The sequence below is a fragment of the Pseudolactococcus yaeyamensis genome (assembly GCF_054658615.1).
Map to the genome: position 1 here is coordinate 1 of NZ_BAAGGP010000039.1, position 25,603 is coordinate 25,603.

The 25,603-nt window shown below is 37.0% G+C and carries 25 protein-coding genes; 24 read left to right on the plus strand and 1 reads right to left on the minus strand.

The features are described 5' to 3' along the window. From ACYQ21_RS08680 to ACYQ21_RS08795, 24 genes are all read left to right on the plus strand, one after another. A partial coding sequence (locus ACYQ21_RS08680) for an LPXTG cell wall anchor domain-containing protein (protein WP_460057612.1) occupies positions 1–607 on the plus strand: 607 nt, incomplete at its 5' end. A 162-nt stretch (positions 608–769) separates the two neighbouring features. Then, positions 770–1,126 (plus strand): YdbC family protein, encoded by a 357-nt coding sequence (locus ACYQ21_RS08685; RefSeq protein ID WP_460057614.1) that lies wholly within the window; start codon positions 770–772, stop codon positions 1,124–1,126. 11 nt (positions 1,127–1,137) lie between these two features. Continuing rightward, the gene (locus ACYQ21_RS08690) at positions 1,138–1,824 is read left to right on the plus strand and encodes a hypothetical protein (RefSeq protein ID WP_460057616.1); all 687 of its coding nucleotides are present in this window, start codon (positions 1,138–1,140) and stop codon (positions 1,822–1,824) included. A gap of 10 nt (positions 1,825–1,834) precedes the next feature. Then, entirely contained in the window at positions 1,835–3,634 is a 1,800-nt protein-coding gene (locus ACYQ21_RS08695) for a VirD4-like conjugal transfer protein, CD1115 family (RefSeq protein WP_460057618.1), read from the plus strand. Further along, entirely contained in the window at positions 3,631–3,912 is a 282-nt protein-coding gene (locus ACYQ21_RS08700) for a hypothetical protein (RefSeq protein WP_460057620.1), read from the plus strand. The genes ACYQ21_RS08695 and ACYQ21_RS08700 overlap by 4 nt, the downstream gene beginning before the upstream one ends. A 13-nt stretch (positions 3,913–3,925) precedes the next feature. Further along, positions 3,926–4,756, plus strand: a complete 831-nt coding sequence (locus ACYQ21_RS08705; protein WP_460057622.1) for a hypothetical protein — start codon at positions 3,926–3,928, stop codon at positions 4,754–4,756. Further along, the gene (locus tag ACYQ21_RS08710) at positions 4,757–5,086 is read left to right on the plus strand and encodes a PrgI family mobile element protein (RefSeq protein WP_460057624.1); all 330 of its coding nucleotides are present in this window, start codon (positions 4,757–4,759) and stop codon (positions 5,084–5,086) included. After that, a complete protein-coding gene (locus ACYQ21_RS08715) occupies positions 5,070–7,448 on the plus strand; it encodes a VirB4-like conjugal transfer ATPase, CD1110 family (RefSeq protein WP_460057627.1) in 2,379 nt (792 codons plus the stop codon). Before ACYQ21_RS08710 ends, ACYQ21_RS08715 begins: the two co-directional genes overlap by 17 nt. Before the next feature lie 3 nt (positions 7,449–7,451). After that, the gene (locus ACYQ21_RS08720; RefSeq protein ID WP_460057629.1) at positions 7,452–9,140 is read left to right on the plus strand and encodes a phage tail tip lysozyme; all 1,689 of its coding nucleotides are present in this window, start codon (positions 7,452–7,454) and stop codon (positions 9,138–9,140) included. Between the two features lie 12 nt (positions 9,141–9,152). Continuing rightward, the gene (locus ACYQ21_RS08725) at positions 9,153–10,037 is read left to right on the plus strand and encodes a hypothetical protein (RefSeq protein WP_460057631.1); all 885 of its coding nucleotides are present in this window, start codon (positions 9,153–9,155) and stop codon (positions 10,035–10,037) included. A gap of 69 nt (positions 10,038–10,106) precedes the next feature. After that, on the plus strand, positions 10,107–10,403 hold the full coding sequence (locus ACYQ21_RS08730) for a hypothetical protein (protein WP_460057633.1): 297 nt from the start codon (positions 10,107–10,109) through the stop codon (positions 10,401–10,403). Then, positions 10,390–11,646 (plus strand): hypothetical protein, encoded by a 1,257-nt coding sequence (locus tag ACYQ21_RS08735; RefSeq protein WP_460057635.1) that lies wholly within the window; start codon positions 10,390–10,392, stop codon positions 11,644–11,646. The genes ACYQ21_RS08730 and ACYQ21_RS08735 overlap by 14 nt, the downstream gene beginning before the upstream one ends. Before the next feature lie 52 nt (positions 11,647–11,698). Next, the gene (locus ACYQ21_RS08740; RefSeq protein ID WP_460057637.1) at positions 11,699–12,808 is read left to right on the plus strand and encodes a CHC2 zinc finger domain-containing protein; all 1,110 of its coding nucleotides are present in this window, start codon (positions 11,699–11,701) and stop codon (positions 12,806–12,808) included. A gap of 14 nt (positions 12,809–12,822) precedes the next feature. Next, positions 12,823–13,092, plus strand: coding sequence for a hypothetical protein (locus tag ACYQ21_RS08745; RefSeq protein WP_460057639.1), 270 nt, complete (start codon positions 12,823–12,825; stop codon positions 13,090–13,092). Then, a complete protein-coding gene (locus ACYQ21_RS08750) occupies positions 13,089–13,343 on the plus strand; it encodes a hypothetical protein (protein WP_460057641.1) in 255 nt (84 codons plus the stop codon). Before ACYQ21_RS08745 ends, ACYQ21_RS08750 begins: the two co-directional genes overlap by 4 nt. Before the next feature lie 72 nt (positions 13,344–13,415). Continuing rightward, on the plus strand, positions 13,416–14,540 hold the full coding sequence (locus ACYQ21_RS08755; RefSeq protein ID WP_460057643.1) for a hypothetical protein: 1,125 nt from the start codon (positions 13,416–13,418) through the stop codon (positions 14,538–14,540). 188 nt (positions 14,541–14,728) lie between these two features. After that, entirely contained in the window at positions 14,729–18,493 is a 3,765-nt protein-coding gene (locus ACYQ21_RS08760) for a DUF6782 family putative metallopeptidase (protein ID WP_460057644.1), read from the plus strand. A 120-nt stretch (positions 18,494–18,613) separates the two neighbouring features. Further along, entirely contained in the window at positions 18,614–18,889 is a 276-nt protein-coding gene (locus tag ACYQ21_RS08765; RefSeq protein ID WP_460057647.1) for a hypothetical protein, read from the plus strand. A gap of 254 nt (positions 18,890–19,143) precedes the next feature. Continuing rightward, positions 19,144–19,539 (plus strand): plasmid mobilization protein, encoded by a 396-nt coding sequence (locus ACYQ21_RS08770; protein WP_460057649.1) that lies wholly within the window; start codon positions 19,144–19,146, stop codon positions 19,537–19,539. Continuing rightward, positions 19,539–20,996, plus strand: a complete 1,458-nt coding sequence (locus ACYQ21_RS08775; protein WP_460057651.1) for a relaxase/mobilization nuclease domain-containing protein — start codon at positions 19,539–19,541, stop codon at positions 20,994–20,996. The genes ACYQ21_RS08770 and ACYQ21_RS08775 overlap by 1 nt, the downstream gene beginning before the upstream one ends. A 202-nt stretch (positions 20,997–21,198) precedes the next feature. After that, complete coding sequence (locus ACYQ21_RS08780) at positions 21,199–22,515, plus strand: ISLre2 family transposase (RefSeq protein ID WP_460057653.1); 1,317 nt, start codon at positions 21,199–21,201, stop codon at positions 22,513–22,515. Between the two features lie 947 nt (positions 22,516–23,462). After that, positions 23,463–23,729 (plus strand): hypothetical protein, encoded by a 267-nt coding sequence (locus tag ACYQ21_RS08785; RefSeq protein ID WP_460057656.1) that lies wholly within the window; start codon positions 23,463–23,465, stop codon positions 23,727–23,729. A gap of 29 nt (positions 23,730–23,758) precedes the next feature. Continuing rightward, a complete protein-coding gene (locus tag ACYQ21_RS08790) occupies positions 23,759–24,517 on the plus strand; it encodes a hypothetical protein (protein ID WP_460057659.1) in 759 nt (252 codons plus the stop codon). Then, a complete protein-coding gene (locus ACYQ21_RS08795; RefSeq protein ID WP_460057661.1) occupies positions 24,498–25,181 on the plus strand; it encodes an ATP-binding cassette domain-containing protein in 684 nt (227 codons plus the stop codon). The genes ACYQ21_RS08790 and ACYQ21_RS08795 overlap by 20 nt, the downstream gene beginning before the upstream one ends. Before the next feature lie 114 nt (positions 25,182–25,295). Here the strand turns inward: ACYQ21_RS08795 and ACYQ21_RS08800 are convergent. Continuing rightward, positions 25,296–25,603: ISAs1 family transposase (locus ACYQ21_RS08800; protein WP_460057664.1), on the minus strand; the 308-nt coding region annotated here is incomplete at its 5' end.

Sequence of the window (25,603 nt, forward strand, 5' to 3'; positions counted from 1 at the left end):
CGAGAAATCGAGTGAAGCGATTAACCAAGTAGGTGTAGGCAACAACGCTGATAAACCTGATAATCTCGGCAAAGGCGATGCGGATACGGTTGAAACTGCGGTCACGCTAGATGATAAAGCAACGACTATCTATTTCAAAATCACGAACAATGGCTCAGAGCCACTCACGCAAATCCAAGCCACAGATAAGACGATTGACGGAAAACAGGACGTCAAGGCGCTTAAATGGACTTACAAGGACAAGGTACTCACGATCAATAAGTCAGGCGAATTTGAACTCGATGGCAAACTCCTTGTACTCCAAGTCGGCGAGTTTATCTCTGGTACAGGTACACTTGACAAGTTAGCCGAAGGTGAAACGCATGCGGATGAAATCACGGTATCTGCGGTTGGTGTGACTTCTGGTACTAAAGTAGGTGACAAAGATAAGTGGCACGCTAAGCGAGATGCAGCGCTACCTAAGACTGATGCGCCTAAAGGTACCTTACCGATGACAGGCGAACAAAAAGCCGCTTTGATGACTGGCTTAGGCTTTACGATTATTGTCTTTGTCGGTTATTTCAAACGCTATGCAATCGCCAAAAAAGTTAGGAGATTTAGAAGATAAACGATGAAAAAATTCAAAAAGTATTTTTGGATTTTGATTGTTATGATGACAAGCGCAGGATTAGCGCTTGTTTTTTCCAATCAGATGAATGGTGTAAAAGTGTAAAGGTGTAAAAGTGTAAAATGACACCTTTACACCTCAATTTTAGAAAGGAACAGTAACATGGTACAACGTGATTATACTCAAAATAATGGCAATTCTGATTTTCAATTTGAAGTAACAGAAAAAATTGCGGTGCTTGATCGAGGTCGTAACGGTTGGACGACAGAGTTGAACAAAGTTTCTTATAACGGCGGAGATTCAAAATTTGATTTGCGCACATGGAATCCCAATGGTGGTATGGGTAAGGGGATTGTCCTGAGAGATGAGGTCGCAAACAATCTTTTTCTAGCGCTTGCGGATTATTTCGGAGATAAATTAAACGAGGGCAATGAAGATGAAGAAACACCGCATCCGCTTGAAGCGACGATGCCAAATGATTTTAATAACCTCGTCTCTCAAGCAGAAAGCAATGAATAAGGAAGTGGTCAATGGAAGAACAACAAGAAATTTACCGAATTCTTAAAAATGTCCCAAGGCAGGTTATGGATGTTATAAGGGTATTATCTTTTCTAACGGATGAGCTAAAAGGATTGACATCGGCAACACATGATTCTAAGCGAGTTATCCGAAAAGAACAAGCTAAAATTCAAAAAGAGAAAGTTATAAATTATAGGGAACGTCAAACAGTTGGCGAAAAGTCGATGTCATTTATGGCAACAGATGGCAAAATGATTGCGCAGCCTCAATCTCTAAGTGCTGAAACTGTCAATCTCGGACAACTCAAAAATCACTTAGAAAAATATCAGCTCCAATTTCATATTGAGCCTATTTCTTCTAAAGAATTTGAGCTACATTTTTTTGCCAAGGATAAAGAGCTTGCGGCTAAAGCACTAGAGCGAGCAATGGTTGACTTGGTAAAAGACCCTTCTCAAATCACGGCTAAGGATTTAGAAGGCGAGTTTGAAGCAGGGAAAGACAAACAAGCCAAAATTAGAGAACAGATTGCAGCCCAAAAAGCTGACAAGCAGGTCTCTCAATCAACTAAAGAAGCAGTTGATAAAAAAGTGGCTGATAAGGTCACAGAACTTTCTAAATCTGCCCCTCCTAAAGGAACAGATGGCTTTGATACTAGTTTATTCGGCTCAGCACCACCTGTTGATGAATTAGTCCGATAGGAGAGCTGATGTGAATGGAAATGCTCAAAAAGTCCCCTATGCTGTCTTTGGGACAGCTGCTGCTTACTTTGCCAATAGAGCCACTGCGGTCTATCTTGCAAGTACTGCTACGACGTCAAATGATAAACTCAGCCAAACCTTAGTAGATTTCCCTAAAGCCTTATCAGAAAACCCCTTCAGTATCAACCTAGAGCCAAAACCTGTCCTTGCGAGTGTTGGTTGTTTAGCGGTTGCGGCGCTCTTTTACGCCATGCGTGACACGCATCAATATCGTTTTGGTCGTGAACATGGTACAGCACGTTGGGGAACTCGACGAGAGATGAAATCGTTCGCTGATAAAGACTTCAGCCAAAACATCATTCTCGGTCAAGGCGTTTATATGAGTATCAATGAGCGAGGTAGGGTAGACACAGATCGAAATAATAATTGTATGGTTATCGGTGGTTCTGGTTCGTGGAAAACGACGTCGTTCATTATGAGTAATTTGGCTCAAAAAAACACCTCATTTGTGCTAACTGACCCCAAGGGTATGACGGTTAGACGAGTAGGCAAAATGCTTGAAGATGATGGCTATAAGGTTAAGGTTTGTGATTTTGATACCTTGATGAACTCGGATCACTTCAATCCGTATGCCTATATCCACAACGAAATCACTCTCAAACAAGTTATCTCACTTTTAATCGATGCAACGAATGGTGAACACGCTAAAAAATCTGAGCCATTTTGGGATAAGTCAGAGGAAATGTTAATCGCTGCATTGGCTAGTTTTCTGTATTATCGTTATCGAGGGAATGGCAAAATCAAAGGTGACGGTGTTATGCCAAGCCTAGCTGATATTGGTCGGTTGATTAGACACCTGGAGCGGACAGATGATTCGCCTAGCGTGCTTGAAATCATGTTTGATGAATTTGCTCAGAAATTTGGCTACAACAACTATGCCGTTTTACAATTCCAAAACTTCAAGAATTTCAAGGGTCAAACTCGTTCGAGTGTCGTTGCCATTGGTACAGCAAGGTTCTCTATGTTTGACTTGCAGGACGTGCAAGACTTCATTAAAGATGACACGCTTGAAATTGATAAATGGATGGACGAGAAATACGCTATCTTCCTCAAAATTCCAGATATGGACTATACCTTCAATTTCTTGACCTTAATGGTCTTTTTATTGGCATTTAAAACGCTTGAGGCAAAGGTCGATAATGAATATTTTGGTGACCCACCTGTCCCTATCCAATTCTTATTGGATGAATTTGTGAACTTAGGTAAAATTCCAAATATCAAGAAAGCTCTGTCAGTCTTTAGAAGTCGTAAGATGTCTATTGCGGTCATCTTACAGTCATTGAACCAGCTCAAAGCTGAGTATAAAGATGATTGGAAAAGTTTTGTGGGGAACTGTGATTCTATTGTTTATTTATCAGGGTCAACTGAAGATGAAACACAAAAATTCTTCAGCGGTGCAGCAGGCAAAGAAACGATTTATACAAAAGAGCGCAATAGAGGTCAAATCACGCATCGACCAATGGGGAGAGATTTGATCACCTATTCTGAGGTAAGAACGCTCAGCCGTCGAAAAGCCTTAGTCAGCATCGCCTCTACGGAGATGTTTAAGGTCAATAAATACAACTACAAAAAGCACCCGAATGCCAAGGAGTTCTCGGATAATCCGAGAGATGGCAAGTGGTACTTTTATAAACGCTACAAGAACAACCTTGAGAAATTTCAAGACAACACTAGAAAATTAGAAAAAGCAGGCAAGATGATTGACTTGAAAGTCATGAGTTTTGACGAGCTTATGGAGACAACAGCATGAAAACACAACTTATTAACAATATTGTAAACACAGCATCAAATTTCCAACCTGTCATGGCAGACGTTCAAAGCTCAATAGTAGACTATTTAAAATGGTTCTTAGTCGTTGCTGGAGGGTTGATGGCACTTGTCGGGTTTATTCAATTTATGATGAGCGGACGTCAAGGGGATAGTACAGGTAAGGTTGAGGGCGCATGGTTATTAGCGGCAGGACTTGGTGTCATGGGTTTTGGTGCGATTGTAGCGCTTATCATTACAGCACCACCTGCTGCTAAATAAGAAAGAGTGACTTATGGACGTAGTAAATGAACTTTCAAAAGACTTGGGGACTTATAACCCCGATGTCTTTAAATGGGTCACAAACATTTTGACAACGAGTACTTTACAAACTGGTCTCTATATCATGGGGATCATTTTTATTTTAGAAATTGCGGATATGTATGAGCAGGCTAACACTGCCAATGGCGGTGTGATGACAGTCAAGATGTTCCAAAATCTCGCTTTTAAATTCTCGTTTGCGGGGCTTATGGTATCAGGTTCAACCATTATTATGCAGTTTATCTTACTCATATCAAATGGGTTGACGTCGCTAATTGGTGTCAATTCAGGAGGGGCGCTTAACATTTTGACAAATATCTTGCCAAAAGTTGTCGCCCCACCAGGGACTGGCATTGCTGGATCTGTTCTTGCGATTATCACGAATCCAGATAAACTTATCCTTTCTATGGTGCTTTGGGTAGTGGGAATCGTTGTTCAACTTGTCGCTTATATCTTGATTTGGGTTATCCTCTATCTTCGATTTTTTGAGATGTATCTTCTCTTTGTTTTTTCGCCTATTCCAATGGCAAGTTTTGCCTCTAAAAAGTATCAAAATATTGGAGAGAATTATCTCAAAGTATTTGCGGCATATGCTTTTCAGTCAAGTGTTATCTTAGTTGTCATGGGTATCTATTCTATATTTGCCAAAACAGCGATTACGATTGAGATACCTAAAAATGGCATTCTTAGTACAGGTGACGGTCTTACTGGCTTTTTAGCAGGTATTGTCTATGCGCTTGTCTTTCTTGTTACACTTGTTCGGACGTTGTCTGTATCTAAAAGATTTTTTGGGGTGGGGATGTAAATGCAAATTAAAGTATATAAAGATGTTTCAAAGCGTGATAAGTTATATAGCAATATGACAATCTCACAATGGCTGTTTATTGTCACGGCAGTCTTGGTGTTTGCGCTTGGTATTGTGAATATTATTTTTATTCATCTGCCAACGCCAGTCATCATGATTCCGTCGTTTCTTATCGTTGGTTTTATGTTTGCTTTTTCAATGTGGCGTCCCTATGGACTACCTTTTAAGCATTACATGAAGCTATGGTTTAAGTTCGGTACAACTGTACAAAAGCGTACCTATAAACAAGGAAGGATTAAAAAGTACACCAAAAATGACTTTAAAAAATAAAAATAAGGCTATCAAAAAACCAAAACGTGTAAAGCTCACAAAGACTGAAAAACGCAAGGTAAAGCGTATTAAGGCTAATACGTCACCGACCACTCAAAATTCTTTATTTTTCCATGATATGAACTCTGACGGGGTCATGTCTATTGTTGATAATGAGTATTCAAGCACTTTTGCATTGGGAGAGGTAACCTATAGCACTGCAACCGATGATGATAAGATTGCGATTATCTCAAAGTACAATGATTCAATTAACCTTCTATCAGAAGATGAGCATTATCAGTTGACCATACTTGTGAAAAACAATCCACGAGATGAGTATTTAGCTGAGACTAGCTATCCTTTACAAAATGATAAGCAAGATGTTCTGAGAAATGAGCTAAATGAAGTCATCCAGGATAACTATGATCGTGGCAGAAACAATATCATTGTATCAAGGCATATCACGCTATCGACGAAAGCTGATAGTTTTGAAGCTGCACGTAAAAAATTGGAAAATATATCCGATGATTTTAGTGATGAACTTAGGGAAATTGATGCGAAATTTGAACAACTATCGGGTGATGAACGTCTCAAATTGATGAATCAAATTCTTCGCCCAAGCAAACCACTTTATGGTACTTTTCAGGATATTGAGAAAGGTCATTTAACGCCTAAAGATTTGATAGCGCCTAACTACCTAGAGTTTCGTCACAGTAAAATTGATTTTGAAATGGACGATAAAATCAATAAAATTATTTACTTACGAGATTATCCAACAAACCTCAAAGATACCATGCTTAAAGATTTAATTGATACAGGGGTTGAAATGGTTTTGACAATCCATGGTTCACCTTATTCAATTAAAGACACAAACCAACGCTTACGAGACCAAGCTACTGATGTTGGTATGGATATGATTAATCGTGAGGAAAAAGCAGCTAGAAGACGTCATTCCGTTCAACATATCGCACGATCTACTCAAGAAGATTACAAGGAAGTCAATGAACAAATTGATTTTGTTACAGAAACAGGTGATAAACAACTTTCAAGCCTGATTATGATTCATCTTTGGGCAGATACGCAAGCAGAGTTGCAAGATAATCTCAATAAAGTTGAGACAGCTGCTAGTAAACATGGTGCGGTCTTTGCGCCCTTGTACCTCGTTCAGGAGGAGGCATTAAATGCTAGTTTGCCAATCGGTAAGAATTATGTGGATATTGAAAGCAATTATCTACGTGATTTGGTCACACCCAACATTTCAATTAACTCCCCTTTTACGTCAGCCGACGTGCAACATAAAAATGGGAAATACTACGGTATCAACCTATTAAGCCGAAATAATATTCTCATCAATCGAAACGATGATAGTATGAAAAATGGTAATGGTGGCATTGTCGGCGTATCAGGTTCAGGTAAAGGTATGGCTGCTAAAAACGAAATGATTACAACTTATATCAAAAATCCTAACGATGAGATTATTGTCGTGGATGCAGAATCAGAATACACGCCTATTGGTATAGAGCTGGGCGCACAAATTATCTCGGTTGCACCAGGTTCAAATACACATATCAATCTTTTAGACCTCCCTAAAGATGGTGAACTGGAAAGTGGTGATAGTCCGATTGCATTAAAATCTGACTTTCTGATCAGTTTGTTTGACAATCTACTTCATGGTTTAGACCCGATACAAAAAACATTGATTGATGAGGTGACCACAGAAATCTATCAACAGGTAGCAGAGCCCTCTTTAATAGATTGGCATAACTTATTGAAATCTAAGCCGTCAGATGAAGCACAGGCTTTGGCAAAGGCTTTGGGGTTATATATTACAGGCTCACTCAATATGTTTGCGAAGCCCACTAATGTCAATCTGAATAGTCGTTTTACAATCTATAACATCAGAAATTTGGGCGCAGAGTTCAAATCTTTTGGCTTTGTCGTGTTGATGGATAGAATTTGGAATAAGGTAGTTGAGAATAGAGCTAAAGGTATTGTGACATGGATTTACTTTGATGAGTTTCAGATTGTTTTGAACCCCAATCAGATGCCTGTCTTACGAGAAAAGGCTGCCGACCTCTATGCCCGTGTTCGTAAGTATGGGGCATTCCCAACCTTTATGACCCAGTCAGCTGAAACGGTAGTGTCTACACCTGAAGGGCGTTCAATCTTCTTTAACTCAGACTTTATGATTTTGTTGCAACAGAAATTGTCTGTCTATGACCTTTTGGTTGAAGCGCATAAATTGACCCCTAAACAGGCAAGCTACTTACGGCGACCACCTCTTGGTGGTGGTTTGATTGTAGCAGGTAATGCGATTGTACCATTTTCAAATATCATACCAAAACACACTGAGCTATTTAGAATTATGAACACGAAAGTCTAGCCTATGACAGAAAAAAACGATGATAAAAGCCTGTTAGAACAGGCACTTTCCGTTAAAAAAGAAGTCCCTTACGAGGTGGAAGAAAAAGATGGTGTCAAAACATTGTCTACACGTAAGCCTAAAGACAAATTTAAACCGAACAAGGCTTTTGATAAAAATATAACATCTAAGACATCTAAAAAATCAGATGCCTTTTCGTTAGCTGAAGCTAATCGTGCTAAGAAAAAGAAGATAGAAAAAGTTGGCAATTTTTTGGATAAAAAAAGCACTGACAAAAAAACTGACAAATCTTCTATATCTACACCTAGTGGCACAAAAGCAGGTCAGGTTGTCAAAAAGGCAGGTAAGCAAGCGCTTATTACTTACGGTAGTAACAAGATATCTGATGAGGATTCTGAAACCGCTAGCGTGATCAATGCTCATAAAAATAGTGTTGATACAGTTTTTAAAGGTGCTAAAAAGATTAAGCGTTTCACAACAAATCGCAACAAATTTTCAAAATCGATCACAACAAAAAAGGTTGATAATATTAGGTTTGGTGGTATGAAACCTAGTAAGACAATTCAATCAGCAACAGGCAATACCGCTGTCAAATCAAGTGTGAGTAACGGCGGGGTTGTTGGTTGGATTAAAAACTTCCTTCAATTCAAAATCGCAATAGGTGGCACTAGTTTTGCGATAGGTGGTGTAGCAGGTGCGATTAGCTTAATCATTATGCTCGTGACATTTTCTTTTACACTACTTTTATCAGGTGTTGATGAATCTGAAAATTCTTCTGGTTTTGGTACAGCACCAGTCACAGGTGAGCCTTTGAGAGTTGCGACAGAACTTAACCGCTATCTGATAAAGACAGAGGGCGCTAAGCAAGAAGGTGCAGCAGGTGCTTTAGCAAACGCTCAAAGAGAATCAATGTTTGATGTTAAAGCTCATAATCCTAGTGGTGGTGTTGCAGGCATCTTTCAGTGGTCTGGTTGGTCTAATACGATTAACGGGTCACGGATTACCTCTGAAGGGTCGATTAAAGCAGGTGATGAAAGTACATTAACACTTGAAAATGAGCTGAAGTTACTCGGATATGAACTAAATGGTGGTTATAAAGATGTTAAAGACTATATAGGTAAGGCGACTAAACCAGAAGATGCGGCAGATTACTGGTTGGTGCATTATGAGGGCGTAGCACTTGATGATGGGCAGGGAAATGTCAAAATAACCCGACAAAATGCGATTATCTGGTACAACTACTTTACAGGTGGCGGCGGTGGTACAGCTGCTCAAGGTTCTCTTGAAATCCTTGAAAGTCAGCTAGGCAAAAAAATTGGTTCAGGTCAATGTTATGCCCTGGTCGATCAAGGCTATGCCCAACATTTCGGGATAAAATTGCAAGGTCTTAATGCTAAGGATATTGGCTCTGATAATAAAGCAGCGTTTGAGGCTAAAGGCTGGACGGTCATTGCAAACCCTAAACCAAGTGATTTGAAAGCAGGCGCTATCATTTGTTGGGGAGCTGGGCCCGTTTCTGGTTCAGCAAGTCAAAATCCTTACGGACACACAGGCGTAATCTATAATGTTAGTGATGACGGTCAGAAGTTTTCAACTTATGAGCAAAATGCGAACTTCAATCAAACTTGTCAAAAGTATGGCAGGAGTTATGATTCATCAATTACTTATGTTTGTATTCCACCTGCGGGTTAGAGGAGAGAGGCTATGAGAGATTATAAGAAAGTTGTGACGATACTTGTTCTATCTGGTATTGCTTTAGTTACCTTATTGGTTATCGGTATTAACCAGGCACTTCATAGTAGTAAGCGAGAGGAGACAAAGCAGATGCTAAAAAGTATCGTACACAGCAAAGAAAGTAAAAGTCAACCACAAAATAGTCATCAATTTCCGTCAGAAAGTGAGTTTGTTTCACAGTTTATAGCAAGCTATGTCAATTACAGCAGTTTTGATGACTATAAAAATCACCTGAAACCTTATGTGACAGTTGAGCTTGGTCAAGCCATGAAACTTGATAGTGAGATGCCTGATTTTGGCAGCTCGACAAGTTCAGATATGGCTATCTTTCACGGTGATAAACACCAATATTTTGCCTATGCGACACAATCCCTTACTAATGGCTTGAATATGCCTATGGCAGTCATGATAATGGTTGAGAAAACGAAAGACAGTTATCAGGTTACTCAGATTTGTGAGCCAGCATTAAGGGGCGTTGCGGTCAATTATATTGATAAGTGGTCAGACAAGGCGTCAATTGGTATCCCTGTTAAAACAGCTGAGGATAAATCAGCTTTAGCATTTATGCGTGCTTATAATAATTTTGGGTCACTTAACAATCAAAAGGATAATATCAGAAATCTGCTTACAGCTGATATGCAGGCACGTCTTGCGGTCAATAGTTTAGGAACTGATGCGCCACTTGAATCAGAAATCAATAAGCTTTCTCTTTGGAAGAGCGAGGCAAATCAATTTGCGGCTTTAGTCCAGGTTAATATTGCAGGCGAAAAAACTAATCAGGTTTATCAGTTTGAGCTGAAAAAAGTCGATGATAACTATCTGGTTAAAGATTTTAAACAAGCCACACGACAGTAATTGATGATAAGGGGTGTAAAAGTGTAAAATTACACTTTTACACCACACACAGAAAGAAAAGAGGAACGAATGACAGAAAACAAAGATAAAGTGACAGCTAACCACAAACGGTTAGAACAGTTACACAAAAAGCGAGATAAGCTACTTGTAACACTTGAAAAAAATCAGCAAGATTTGAAATTGGTTGATGAACAGATTAAAGATATTAAAAGCGAGATGTTAGAGGCAAAGATTGCGCCCTATGATGTTTCATTTTTAGATGCGCTTGATTTGTTGGATGACCTATTAGAAGGGGCGCCAAAGGACAGCACAGCGCACCTAGATGAAGTTACTAATATGATGGAGGAAAACAATGAGCCTATTTAACCGAACACCTAAATTTAGATATGAATTTTCAAAAACAGTCAATTTTATCGATCGAGAAGTGACCAACTACAACGGTCTTATCACCTTGCTTGAAGACGAAAATTACCGTCTTAATCAAGAAGGTAGCCAAGCTGAGGTAACGATTACTAAAATTAGGAATAAGACAGGTATCATCATTCATGATCAACATCTTTCTTTGCCATATCCAGACGGCACTGATTTTGATGACCTATGCGAATGGTTTGCCCGATCACAGCCGATAAGACGTGCTGTAGTGTCTGAGCCTCCTATTGGGGTGGCTAGAGTGGTTCAGTCAACCGAAAAAAACTGTTGGTCGTGTGATTATGAACTTGGGTTAAGCGCTCAATTTTGTTCAAATTGTGGTAAAGCTCAAACCGAAGAGGCAAGAGCAGAACAGGATCCAGTTGTCGAAGATGTCGTTACTGTGAAAATTCAAGAAGAAACGCCTAGAGAACAAGTCATTTCAGCACCTGCCCCTATTGTGACAGCTAGTAGTGACGTTGCTTTTCCAGAAATTGAAGTAAATGATGATGTCCCTACGCCAAGGGAAAGTGTTTTTGAGACGTCTCCAGAAAGCGTTGAAGAACAGCACTCAGTAGATTTGTTTGTGTCACAAGAATTTGAAAAAGATTTAGCGCAATACGACGATTCAGAAGTTGGGGAATTGCTTGATAGTTTTAAAGATGAGGTTAAAAAAGTCTTATCAGCTTATATGGTCAAAGAAAAAACCAAGATTGATAGAGAGGTCTCAGAGCTTGATAAGCGTGCTGAAATCCCTGAACGAGTTACTCACAAGTATCAAGCTCAGGAAGAAACAGACAAAAAACAGGCTAAAGAGGTCATTTCTAGGGAACGTGCAGCTGCCATTAGTGAAGAAAATAGGCGACATCAAGCAGCGCTGCAAGAGATAGATGAAACCTTTAACCAGTCACTTGAACAGAAATTATCTGAATTGACGTCGTCTTATCGATTAAAGATTGAAGAAACAATCGCCACATTGCACGCACAAGAAACTGAAATCTTGGCTAAAATCTTGCAGGGAAAAACTGCAGAGCTTTCAGTTCGTCAAAAGGCTTTAAATCAAGGTTTACAGGATAATTTTATTAGTAGTTTAACTGACTTTAATCAAACGCAGTCTGATGTCATTCGTGAACTTAATAAAATTCAAAGTGATCCGCAAGCTATCCATTTAGATGCCTATCGGAAACGTGCGGCTATTTAGTTTAATTAGCAGGGGTGATAACCTTGCTTTTTAATATCTGAAGGAGGTCAAAATGGCAACCAGAAAAGAACTTGCGAAAAGTAAAAATATCTTAGAAGTTGCGCAACAACTAGGAATTGAACTAAAAAAGAGTGGCAGTAGCTATCAGGGTAAATGGCAAGACCATGAATCGTTTGTCTTTATGCCAGCAAAGAATCTATTTTATTGGAATGGACGTTCTATTAGTGGTGACACAATCAAGTTAGTTGAAATCGTTAAAGATGTTTCGTATAAGGAGGCTTTAAATTATGTTTTGTCTCTTGAAGCCAGTACGCTTGATTTAAGCAAACTCCCCAAGCCTGAGCCGTATATTCATCGTCTCAAAGAAGAACCCTTGTCGATTTATGGACGAGAATTTTTAAAGAGAGTCAGAGGTCTATCGGATAAAACGATAGATTTTTTTATCTCCCAAAAGGTTTTAGCGCAAACAGAGTGGTATGGGAAAGGATATAATGAGACCGTTCTGGTCTTTAAAAATTATGATTTTGAGGGAAATGTCGCAGGCGTAAGTCTACAAGGGATTTTCTACGATAAAGAACGTCATGAAAAAAAGGGACGTCTTAAACATATTATGCCTAATTCAAGTTTTTATGCAGGTATAACCGTTGATATTGGTGATAGAGATAAATTTCGTGAGGCAACTATTGATAATCCATTTACAATTTATGCTTTTGAAAGCTCTCTTGACTTGATGGCTTACTATGAATTACACCAGGAAACACTTCATAACGCTAGATTAGTGTCGATGGAAGGACGAAAAAAAAGTTCTATCTCAGCAGAAGTCGTAGATGCACGTGTCATTCATCGAGAAGGATTTGATAGTCTTGGAAAAATAGTTAGACCAGAAAATTATTTAAATTACTTTGATGAGAAGGAAAAGGGGCTTGAGAATTTAAAGATTGTCTTGTGTGTTGACAACGACGAGGCAGGTCGTCACTTTATACAAAATTTAGGTTTTAACTCTCTCAAGGTTGTGCCACACCTACCACCACTTGCCAAAGGAATGGAAAAAAATGACTGGAATGACCAACTTAAAATCGTCAAAGAAAGTCGTGCAACTGAAATGACACAAGAAAGACTTCAGGAAAAACAGAGTTCTGAAGTCTTTCAATCAAAACTATAAGGGAATAGTAAACAATGTGGATTAATGTATTGGGATTTGTAGCAAATCTAACTAGCTTACTGTTATGGACTCCACAGGCTCGCACGACGTGGCTTAATCGGAGCAATGCGAAGGCTTTAAGTGGTGTGAGCTATGGGACGCAAATCATCGCAGCAATCAATACGGTGCTGTGGTGCATTTACGGGATTATGATAAACAGCTATTGGCTTGCCATGGGAACTGTTATTATTCTTCCTTTGGCAATATGGACATTTGTTTTAAAAAAGAAAGTAGAGAAACTATGATGTTTGAAGATTCAGGAACAGTACAGACACATGAAGGAATGGCGCGAAATGCCTTAGAGCATTGTATTAGCAGTTTTGAATTGGCAAAAGATATGTCAAAAGGTAAAAATCTTTTAATTAATCAAGTCGCTGTGAAGGTAACAGAAGCCTGTAACGAGGGATTAGAAGAATTAAAAGATGTGCCATCACGAATGACAAATGAGGAATGGACTGAGTATTTGAAAAAGATGGGACTTAAACCAATGTGGTGATCTAAAGATTTTGAATTATTTCAATTATAAAAGGTGTAAAATGACACTTTTACACCAAAAAGGAGCAAGAAAATGGCAGAAAAAAATAATGGTTTTTTGAACAGAATTATATCAAGATTTACAAGGAATGTGAGTGAAACTGAATTAGCACTCAATGAGCAACTGACAAATTTTAGAGTAACTTTTGAGAGAGTGTTGGATGTAGAGGAATACCAGCATATTGAAAAAGAGCTAGAACCGATTAAGGAACGTCTTTTAAATTCACCTCATAGTCTTGATGTTGATATTGTAGAAGAATATTATTTAGGAACTTTTATTCATGATAGTCAATATCGTGATATGAATTTTGTCGAGTATTCGGATAATAGACCTCAAATTCTCGAAGAACACGCAGAATGGGTAGAGGTACAGGAACAGTTTGCGGAAGCTGAAGAAAAGGCTTTGGTGGATTATGATGAGAAACAAGAAAGGGCATTAGAGAATCAGGAATATACTGAAATTGCTCAAATTGAGGCGGATATGGTCAGTCAAAAAAGAGCTGATAAGTTGTCTGAGAGACTGCCGAACGGTTGGAAAATGTTCATGTATGGTGATGGTAGTGGTCATTTCACTGCCCCTTCAGGTGCAGAATTTGCAAGATTTGATAACTATACAAAAGATTTTAAGCTATTAAATAGTCAAGAGAGATATGGATTTGTTGAAAATCCAAGTGAATTTTTGTCGAAACTGATAATAGATAATTTTATGCTCACTTTTAATGACAGTATGTCTCGTGTTGAAGGACAAATCAATGACATCGATTTATCTAAGATTGAATATTATGCACCCTCATCTATCACTGATGTATTCGATTTATCCAAACTTACGGACAGGGAATTAGCTGCAGTAACTTTTAATTTGATCGATCAAACGAAGGATACTTTTAGAGAAATTTCCGATATGGCAGAAAATGACCCTGATTTACATTATTGGCAAGATGACTACAAAAATGAAGTTGGAGAATATGAAAATCTTGCAGTTGAACTTAATAAACGTCATATTGTTGCACCAAGAGAATTGGATATGTTTAACGCACCAGACAGAACTAATCAATTAGTCGATAATTTACTCGGTCACTTTGTGGCAGGTAAAGCGATTGAAAAAAGCAATCCAGACCTTTCTATGGATAAAGCAGATGATTTTCAACTCACGATGTAAAAGTGTAAAATTACACCTTTACACTTTTACACAAGAAAAATTCACGGTCAAATTTAACTGATCGTGGATTTTTTTGATATTAAAATTTGGGTACAAAAAAAGGAAGTCGCCTAACCTAAGTGGGATAACTCAAGGCGTATCCTGCCTGTACGACTTCTATAAGCTAATCATATCACTAAGGAGATAATATGTCAATAAAATTAACCACACTAAAACCTGAAACGATTGCAGAGATTTCAGCCGCAACAGGAAGTGAGCAACTCATTGATAAAGCGACACGTCGTAACTTTGTCGGTTTATATGATGATGAGCGAAACTGGTACATTCCTTTACGTGCAAGACTAGGTAAAACAAAACCTAAAGATGCCTATTATGCGACACCATTTGCAACAACAAGTCCTCATTTTAGAAATCCAGGGCTGGATTTCCAAAAAGCGCTCTATGTTGAAGCAGAAGGTATCATTGAAATTCGTAATACTTTGCCTAAAGAACAGTCAGAGTTTATCACAGAACATGAGCCACAAATCAAGAAAAAATTTGAGGAGTATGTCCTCAGTGTCGAGAAGCTGCCTACCAGGTCAGCTCATTATCTCATGAGTACAGTACCCTTATTTCCTGAAGGCATTGAAAAAATTAAAGAGTTGTCAAAATTTGAAGCATTAGCTACTTCAGCATCAAGAGACAGTCTAAGTTCTTCAATCGATGAAGCACCAAAACTTGATTTAATGAAGCAGCTTGAGTTGAGATCGAACAATTTTACAGCTCAAACCGTTGTTGATAATGCGCATCAAATTTCAGATTATTTGAAAGGACTAGGTGCTAAAAATCCGTATTCTATCGCAAGTGTTCAAGCCGCCTTGACTTATGCCTCAGATACTCTGAATGTAGAGTATACTAGCTTAGAACAGGCTTATTTGACCCAGAATGCCGTCTCTAGTGACGAGTTAATGAAGTTGGTCAGTGATGAAAAAGAACTCAGTTCAAAAAATAAACTAGAGCTTGTTGAGATTATCTATTCTCAAGGGCATTTTCCTGTTTTAGGAACAGATTCTGTACCAGGAGTGATGTGGCAGGCAGCATATCAACTTTCTTTAGAAAAATCGGGGATTGATATTAAAGATACTAATCAAGATTATTACTATCAATATGCGCCGCATCGTGTTATTGATCGCATGGAAGATAAGGGATTGGAACACTTAGAAGCTATTGAACATTATCAAGAATGGCTAGAAGAGAATAATTTCCCTTTCGCAGATTATATGACCTATTCTAGTTCACGTTTCCAAGAAGAAACCCAACAAGAAATTCAAAAACAAAAGGCTGAAAAATCAGTACAAGAATCATTATTTGAAAATCTTGCGGCTGTAACACCAGAAAAAGATATTGGAGTTGAACAAACTCAAGAAAACGTTCAGATTGATTTACAGGCTGTGGAATTTTCTGAAGGCTACAAGGATAATGAAAAAGTGCCACAGTCACAGGATTTGACATTAGTTTTGGAAGATTCGGAGTCTCTTGAATGGGCAGATGATAGTCGCCTTTTTGTTCGTGCTGAACTGCAGGACACTGAAACAGAAGAACCTGTTATTTATACGCCATTCGTTGTAGATAACCCAAGAGAAACTGGTTTTATAAGCTGGTGGGAAGATAATTATGAAGCGATTGATAAGCAAATTCGTTCTTCAGACAAAGTTGTGGCTTTAGAAAAAGAGCTTGATTTCAGAAGATTGCCTAAGCTAGAACAAGAGAAAATTTTAGATGAGCAAACTGGTGTTCTGAGTTTGTTTGATGATAAAAATAACTCAACTGAAGTTGAACAAACTGTTGCTGAAGAAAACACTCAAACAGATAAAACTGAGAGTGAAAGTTACCGTCTAACTCAAGCTAGGCAAAAATTAGAGCGCCTAGAAAATGAATTTAGTGCGGCAGTTCAAGATGTCTTTGACCATCAAAAACTGACAAATGGTCAACCAATGAATGATAAGAGAACAGGTGGGGCATTTTTTAAGAAACAAAATCAAAAAGAGGACAAAGCAGGAGAGTTACAAGCAGAAATCAAGAAACAACGTGAGCGAATTGAAGCGCTTGAATGGCGTGAAGAAAACGCTAAACTTGGTCTGAACGCAAGCGGTGGTCTCGTAAAAAGTGTTGAGAATATTGAACTCTGGCAGCAACGTGTGGAGCGTTTAGAGTTTGTGAGAGACTATAACAAGTCACATGGCTTGCCTATTGGCACACCCTTCGATAATGGCACGAGACTTGAGTATTATGATTCTAAAAAGCTGAAAGATGCAAAAGAAACGCTCAAAAATTTATCTGAGATTAAAGAGAAATCAAATCAAGCCTCAAAAGCCATTACGCCTGAAGCGCAAGCGTTACTTGATAGTGGCGCAGTTAGTCAGTGGAAAAAACAACCGACCTACTATTTTGTTAAAGGTTTGAGAAAGGTCGCATTAGAACTTGAAGCGGAGACAGGAAATTTTAAAGTTTCAAGTAATCTCAAATATGCGCCTAAGACAGAAAGTGATCAAGCAAAAGTTCAAGAATTGCTAGAAACAGCTGCAGCAAAAAATATCCAGGATAAATCACCTGATGTATCTGCCACACAAACATTTAAAAATTCAGTAGGACATTATGAATGGGATTTTAAGCAAATCGCACAAGAAATTTTTGAAAAACGTGCGAGTTGGGAAGAATTTATCAATCCAACTTCCCAAGCAGCAATAACCAAAATCGAACGCTATGATGTCAATGCAGCCTATCAGAGCTTTATAAAAGATGTTTGGCGCTCTAGATATGACTATGTATTGGCAGACGAAAAAGAGAAGTTAGAAGATTTTACTACTCAATTTAAGCAGTATTTTTATCAAGATAAGTCAGCCTATAATGAAACAGCCACCAATTATTTTATGGCTAATTTCACGCAACACATTGCATCACTAGAGGTCTTAAAACGACCAAAAGTTGATTTGGAAGTGGTAGAATTGATTAAAGGAAAAAGTATTGATAAACTTTCAAAACATATGCAAGAGGGCTTAAAAAATTATAGAAACAGCGATCAATATAAAAATTATTTGAACTTTGTCTCTAAATTTCATAGATACTCCGAAAATAATATCCGCCTGATTTTATCTCAAAATCCAAATGCAACACGTATTGCTGGTGCGGGGTCTTGGAAAAAAGACCATGGACGTTATCCTTCAAAAGGCGAAAAGGCTATCTATATTTGGTCAGCACCGCAAGAATATATCCTCAAGGATAAAGCAGGCAACCCTAAGTTAGATGATAATGGTAAGGTTCAAAAAAGAACTTTTTACAGACTACTACCAGTCTTTGATGTTGCACAAACATCGGGTAGGGAGCTACCTCAATTAGTCACAGAACTTCAAAGTTCAGTTCATAATTACGAAAATCTTTTCCTTGCGATTACTAATTCAATTCAAACGCCTGTACGTTTTGAAGAAATTGAAAATGGTGCGAGTGGCTATTTTGATCCTGATTTTGACGAGATTGTTTTGAAGTCAGGTATGAGCGAATCAGCAACAATTAAAACGCTAATTCATGAAGCTACTCACTCAGAGTTACACACTAATTCAGGCGCAAGGTTTGGAGATGAAACCTATCGCAGGCAAGAATTTGAAGCAGAATCGGTTGCTTATGTTGTGAGCCAACACTATGGTATTGATTCATCAGACTACTCTTTTGGCTATCTTGCCTCTTGGGGAATGGATAAAAAAGATCTAGCAGAATTAAAATCAGTCATGGCAGCTGTTCAAAAAGAAAGTCATCAACTGATTGAAAAAATTGACAAGGCACTTGAAAAACAGATGACAAAAGTTGCTCAAGTTAATCCTTTACAAAACGAGATTGAACAGGTTAAAAGTAAACAGGCTGCCGCAACTACCGTGGAAAAGGAGCCTGATATTAGCCCAAATTTCACGCAGGGCTTTTGAGTGAGGAGATAAAAAACGCAGTCAAAAAGGCACCTGAAATCTCAAAAGCCATTAGAGGTAGTATCAATCATAAGAGTAAAAAATCTTAAATAGTAGACAAAGAAAATGGAGTAAATTATCATGAATGAAATGAATTTTAATCGTAGTGACGTATGGGACATTGTCAAAGATGACTTAGAAAACTTGCCCAGCAAGAAAAAAGTACAGGCTGAATTAAATGATTTGGCAGAAACTTATGAAACTGTTAATGCGGAATTTATGGCACTTGATATTGAAGAACTTCGTCAAAGTGTCGCCTATCTTGAGGCGATTTCGGAAGAAAAATTTGAGGCAGAATTGCAAGAATTGGTTCACTCTTTTCAAAATATAGATGAAAATTTAGAACCAATATTTTAAAAACTCTTAAAAAAATTTCTGTTAAGAAATTCAAAAAAGGGGTTTGGGGATTTCCCCAAAATGAATAAAACGAAAAAGGAAATCGCAAAAACGCAAGTTTTTGTTATTTCTTTTTTCTTTTATTTTTCGTAAGTGTATATACACTTGCTATGCTTGCCAGATAAAAAGCTCCCCCTGAGGGGACTGTGCGCAGCACGCTTTTTGTCTGACGAGCGCAGCGAGTGGGCGCCAAAATTTAGAAATGGAGAGATGAAATGCCCGAAAAAAATCGTTACAGAGACAAATCAATATTAATTATGGTAACGCAAGAAGAAAAAGAATTTATCAAAAATAAAATGGCTGCCGCCAAAATGTGGACATTGACAAATTATATTCGCAAGCAAGCACTTTATGGCGCAATCGTCACAGTCAATTTTGATGAGTACCGTGAAATCCTTGGGCAATTTGGCAGGACAAATTATGAATTAAACATGATTGGTCGAAATATCAACCAGATAGCAAAGCACACAAATGAAAATGATGAAACGCAACAAGCAGATATTTTGAATTTACAAAATGAGGTTGAGGCACTCAAAAATATTTACGCCAAAATCGAAAAAGATATTTTAGATACTTTCAAAAAACATTTAAAAAGTTTGGAGCAGGACTGATGCCAATTACAAAAACGAAAACAATCAAATCCGAAAATAATTTGAAGCGAGCGATCAAGTATATTTTGAATCCTGATAAAACTGACGAGTTGGTTTTGACATCAAGCCATAAAATAAATTACTTGAACAATGCGGATTATGAAATGATGCTCACAAGAAATTTTGCACGAGAAACTTTGAAAACTGAAAGAAAAAATGAAGTCCTTGCTAGACATCTTATCCAATCGTTTGATCCAAAAGATAATCTAACCCCTGAACAAATTCATGAGATTGGTCGACAAACGATTTTAGAACTGACTGGTGGGTCGCATGAATTTGTGATCGCTACTCATGTCGACCAGGAGCATATCCACAATCATATTATTTTCAATGCGACAAATTTTGTGGACTTAAAAAAATTTAGATGGCAAAAAGGAACGCCAAGCCTTTTAAGAAATATTTCGGATAAGCAGGCAGACTTTGCGGGAGCAATGGTGTTAGATGATGCAAAAAGAAATTCTTACACCAAATATCAAAAATGGCGCAATAAAAATAATTATCGTGTGACGATAAAAGAGCGCCTAGACTTTTTGATGAAACACGCAAAAGACATTGAAGAGTTTAAAACGAAAGCAAAACTGTTAAATGTTGGGATAGATTTTTCAGGTAAGTATGCCAAGTATAAATTGCTAGATTTTCCACAACAACGTCCTGCACGTGATGATTCCATGTCAAACAAGAAACGTAAATACTCACTAGAAAATATTGCAGAGCGCTTAACGCATAATCAGGTTGTCTATAATCTAGCGGAAGTTGTGAGTGAATTTCAAAAAATTCAAGATGAAAAAATTTCCAATCCAGATATTAGGTTGGTCGTTGAGCCGTGGCAAATTAAAAAAGATACCATGACAGGCATCTATGTGGAAGTTGAGTATGGTAGACGACAAAAAGGCTTAATCAAAATACCAGATTACAAGATTGATCGATTGAATAATGGTAATTATGAAGTCTATATCAATAAAGCTGATTACTTTTATTTTCTGGATGAAAAAGATAAGCCCAAAAGTAAATTCATGAAAGGTGTGACCTTGATTGAGCAGCTATCGCATGATAATAAGCAAGTACCTCTCAGACAAAACGCAGCAATGAAACGAGTGCGAGATGCGGTAGCCGCTATCAATTTATTATCTGAAAGAGGCATTAAAGGGGAGAGTGCTCTTAATGCCCTGGGCGAACAATTCATTTCCGACGTAGAAGCGATTGAAAATGCCATGTCGATTATAGAGGATAAATTAGGTCGACTAAATCAATATGTGAAATTTGACAAGTCTGATATTGATAACAGAACAGAGGCAAAGGCGCTACAAAATGAGTATCGCCAACTACAAGAATCCTATCAGCTCCTTAAGAAAAAGCTTGATACAGTTGATTTTGTCCAAGAAAAAACAGCTGAACAAAAAGAGGAGAGAGAATTATAGGTTAATTGGAAATGTTGAAAAACAAAAGCACTTAGTGTGAAGGTAGAAAACTCTACTTTCATACTGAATGCTTTTTTATTGTTCGTATTTTACTTAAATATTGGCGTAGTCAAAAATAAAAATCGCATAGAAACAAAATAAAGTAGTCAACCAATTCGGAATTTACTATAATACCAATGGTAAAAGAGTAAAGGAGAATGAATTGAATACACAAGTGATTGATGAGCGAGAGTTTGTAAATGATTTTAAAAGGGATAATAAGGCAGGTTTTCATAAGTTCGTAAAAGACTATGATGCCTTCCAAGCGCCAGTATTGCGTACTCAGGGGTGGGAGCACGTGAATACTAAAAGCAGAACGATTGTTTTTACATTTGGAGAAATTGCTTTTTCTCGCCGTATCTGGAAGAAAGGCAAGAAAACCAAGTGTCCCGTTGATGAGAAGTTGGGGCTAGAACCATTTGTCAGATGCTCGAAAGAAATGATTTTTCAGATTGCTAAAATATCCACGACTGTCAGTTATTCCAAAACTTGTGAAATTATAGAATTAGTGTACAACGTCATTATCACAAAAGACACTGTCTTGAAAGCTAGAAAACTCGCAACTAGGCTCTTAGAAGAGAAAAAAGAATACAAATACTATGAGGAACTTACAGAAGCGCCTAAAAAGATAAAAGCAGACGTTCTCTACGTGGAGGGGGACGGTGTTATGCTCAAAACAACGGACAAAGAGGCAGATAATCATAATACAGACATGGCTCATTTTATCATTCACACAGGTAGTGAGCAGGTCAGTAAAACTCGTTGTCGATTGAAAAATAAGCATGAAATTGCTTGTCTGAGTAATACTGAAGCCAGAGAGCGGATGATGAATTACATCTATAACCACTATGAAATTACAGAAGATACGATTCTAATCACAAATTCCGACCATGGTCACGGCTATACGCCCTATATTTTTAAAGAACTCAAAGATTTATTACAGATTAAGCATCATCATCACTTTTGGGATCAGTATCACTTGAATAAAAAAATAAAAGATAAGATGAAGTTTGCGGGCAATGAGCTGGTAAATAAGGTCTTTAAAGCGGTACAAGCTCATGATAAAGGTCTTTTAAGAGCAGCAATTGATACAGCTGAGTCGTTAATTGAGGACGATGAGCACCAGGAAGAGTTTACCTCATTTAAGAGAAAAATGTTGCATAATTTTCAATATACCAAGCCGGCAGAGATGAGAGGTTTCTCTAATGCAGGTATCGGCATCATGGAAAGTCAACACCGCAAGATTACTTATCGGATGAAGAAACGAGGTATGTACTGGTCGCCTGAGGGGGCTAACACAATGACCCAACTCATTATTTTAAACTATCAAAATGAACTCAGGGATCTCTTTTTCGGCGATTGGCGGGAGAGATACGCTAAATATCAAGAGGTTGAGAAAATCCCGCATAGAGCAAATGCGAAGTCGGTATCTAAAACACATCAAGTAAAGCAGCGAGTTACACCCAAAAAACATAGGTAAGAATTTTTGTTAAAAAAATAAAATAGTTTAAAAAAACGCCTGTAAAAAGACGTCTTTTCGTGATTTTTTCTTGACAGGTAAGCGGATTCATGGTATACTTAAAGAAGTTAAAAAACAAAGAAAAAAGGTGATGAAGAGCGGAAACTCGACATCACCAAGAGTAAAACAACCATCACTTGTCTTACTCAGTAAGATTATTTTATCAAAATGATAGAAAATAATCAAGACTGAGCAAGTGAAATTGTTTCAGTCTTTTTCTAAGTCTCTTGATTCTGAGCCTTATGGCGCTTAGTACAAATAAAGATACTTACAATATAAGTTTATTCTTGACATAGTTTTCAAAATTTGCTACAGTAAGAAGTAAGAAGTAAGAAGTAAGAAGCAAGAAGCAAGAAGCAAGAAGCAAGAAGCAAGAAGCAAGAAGCAAGAAGCAAGAAGCAAGAAGCAAGAAGCAAGAAGCAAGAAGCAAGAAGCAAGAAGCAAGAAGCAAGAAGCAAGAAGCAAGAAGCAAGAAGCAAGAAGCAAGAAGCAAGAAGCAAGAAGCAAGAAGCAAGAAGCAAGAAGCAAGAAGCAAGAAGCAAGAAGCAAGAAGCAAGAAGCAAGAAGCAAGAAGCAAGAAGCAAGAAGCAAGAAGCAAGAGCGATATACGTTCTACTTATTATGCCTTGTTTTGAGTAGACGGTAGACTGCTCTTGCTTCTATTTTTTGTGTCTTTCAATAAATCAGGTCGCGAGTGATTGCTTGGAGAAATAAAAGATCCCACTGAGTTTGTTGTGGAAGAGAAACAATAAGGAGGAACTTTGATATGTTTATTTTAGCTGTTATTGTTGGCGGTGTCATCTTGTTTGGTTTTCCAACAAAAGTCTCTTGATTATGAAAAGAGTGTATAGTAAAAACAACAGGAATATACTTTTCTGTCAATTATTATAAGGAGTTAGTATGTGTTTGTGAAATATTTATACATCCTAACAACTCGATTAAGAAAAGCGCCGAAAGAAAAGATAATTTTGAATTTGCTACTATTTTTTATTATTCAAATTTCTATTTATTTAGGACTTGAATTAGTAGTCAATAGATATCAAGAGGCGATTGTGCCAATTTTAATTCTACTCGGGGCTATTATGGGAACTGTTTCTTTTATGTTTGTGGACAAAAGAGAAATAGTTTTTTTTCAAGAGTTGTTAGAGATTTTAATGAATCAAGATTTAAACTAGTATTAATATCAATAGTTAATTTGTCCATGATGTTAGATGTAGTAATGATTTTATATCTTATCAAACTTTCAATCATCAACGCTGTTTTTATACCGATTGGTTTTTGCTTATATTCTTTAATTTTAAAATGTCTATCATCGTTTAATGTAAAAAATAAAATGATTAAAGAATTTTTGAATTATCTTCCAATAGATGCAGAAAAAGAAATCAAATTATTTTTAAATGGTATCTATTTTCAAGTATTTGCATCGATATATTTAGTTGCTTTTTTTATCAATGCAAATAGCGTTGAAATAACACTGTTTATTATTTTAATCGTTTCTTTTGCTTACCAAGACACATTTGTTTTAAATTGTATTGGAATAGAGCAACAAGAATTGAAGTTTTTAAGAAAAGAAGGATTTTTGACGCTTTCTTATTTGAAAAGAAAAGTCAATTTTTGGTTTACCATTGGGTTCATTCTATATTTGATTTTGATACTAGAAAAAAATATGCTATTAAATCAAATGGACTTTTTGGTTATTATAAATCTAATTTTATTTTATATTTTAAATTTTTTAGGAGTGCTATATTTAGCGTTTAAGAAGGTTGAGTATAAAATAAGTTATTATAAAGTAAAGATAAGTTCACTTTATTTAGAATTGATATTTTGTTTATCTTATCTCATTCTATTTTATATTATTGGTGAGTTAATTATTTTGATGACTATTTTTTTCATTTTTTATTTATATAGAAAAATTTCGAAGCTATTAGATAAGGAGTTCAATTTTGAAGATAACCATGAATGACCTCAGTTTTTCTTATGAAAAAAAACAAATTTTTTCTCATTGTAGCTATATATTTGAATCTGGGAGAATAACGGCTATATTAGGAAGAAACGGTGTTGGAAAAACAACTTTATTAAATTTACTCGCTGGAGTCGAAAATTTTGATACTGGTGCAATCAATTATGGTGATATTAAGAAAAATAAATTAATGTCAAGTGATTATGGCTATATGAGTGATGATTTCTTTTTTTATAAGGAATTGACAGTCAAGCAAAATTGTCTTTTAATTGGTAAATTACGAGAAATAGATAGAAATATTTTTGAACAGATGTATCAAAAATATATGACATTGCTCATGTTGAAAGAATATGAGGATATGTTGGTAAGTGAGATTTCTTTTGGTACAAAACAAAGATTGCATTTGTTTTGTACGATTGTACACAATCCCTCAATAATTCTATTAGATGAACCTACAAACGGTCTTGATCCAGAGCAAGTATTCATTTTAAAAAAATTATTGAATACTTTGAAAAAAGAAGGAAAAAATATCGTTATCTCAACACATTCATTAAAATTAGCAGAAGATGTTGCAGATAAAGTTGTTGTTCTACTTGATAAAAAATTGTTAGAGATAAAAGATAAATCTGAATTGGAGAAATCATACCTAGCTTTGTATGAGAGTTGAGGGGAGCTAAGGTTTGAATGTCGTTAGTGATATATGAATTGGAAACTCGTTGATTTTAGAGATTCATAGGGGCTATCGTTTCATTTTTAATTGCCATGAAATGTCACGGTCGTTTCATAAACTTTTTATTACGTCAGTCAATATCTTCTCATTCACCAAGCATTGCAATAGATTCTGCTTGACACTAACCCTTTTATTTACTTGTTTCAAATAAGTACGATGAGCTAAAATAGCGAGTTTTCTAAACACATTCAAAACTTTTTGCGCATTCTCTGAGATGACCTGACACTCATCTTCAGAAAATACAACATCCAGCACCCAATGTAAACTCTCAATTTTCCAGTGCTCACGGACAATCATTAATAATTTTTCAGGTGTCGCCTCAAGACTTGAGATATAATAACTCATTTCTTGCGTTGTTT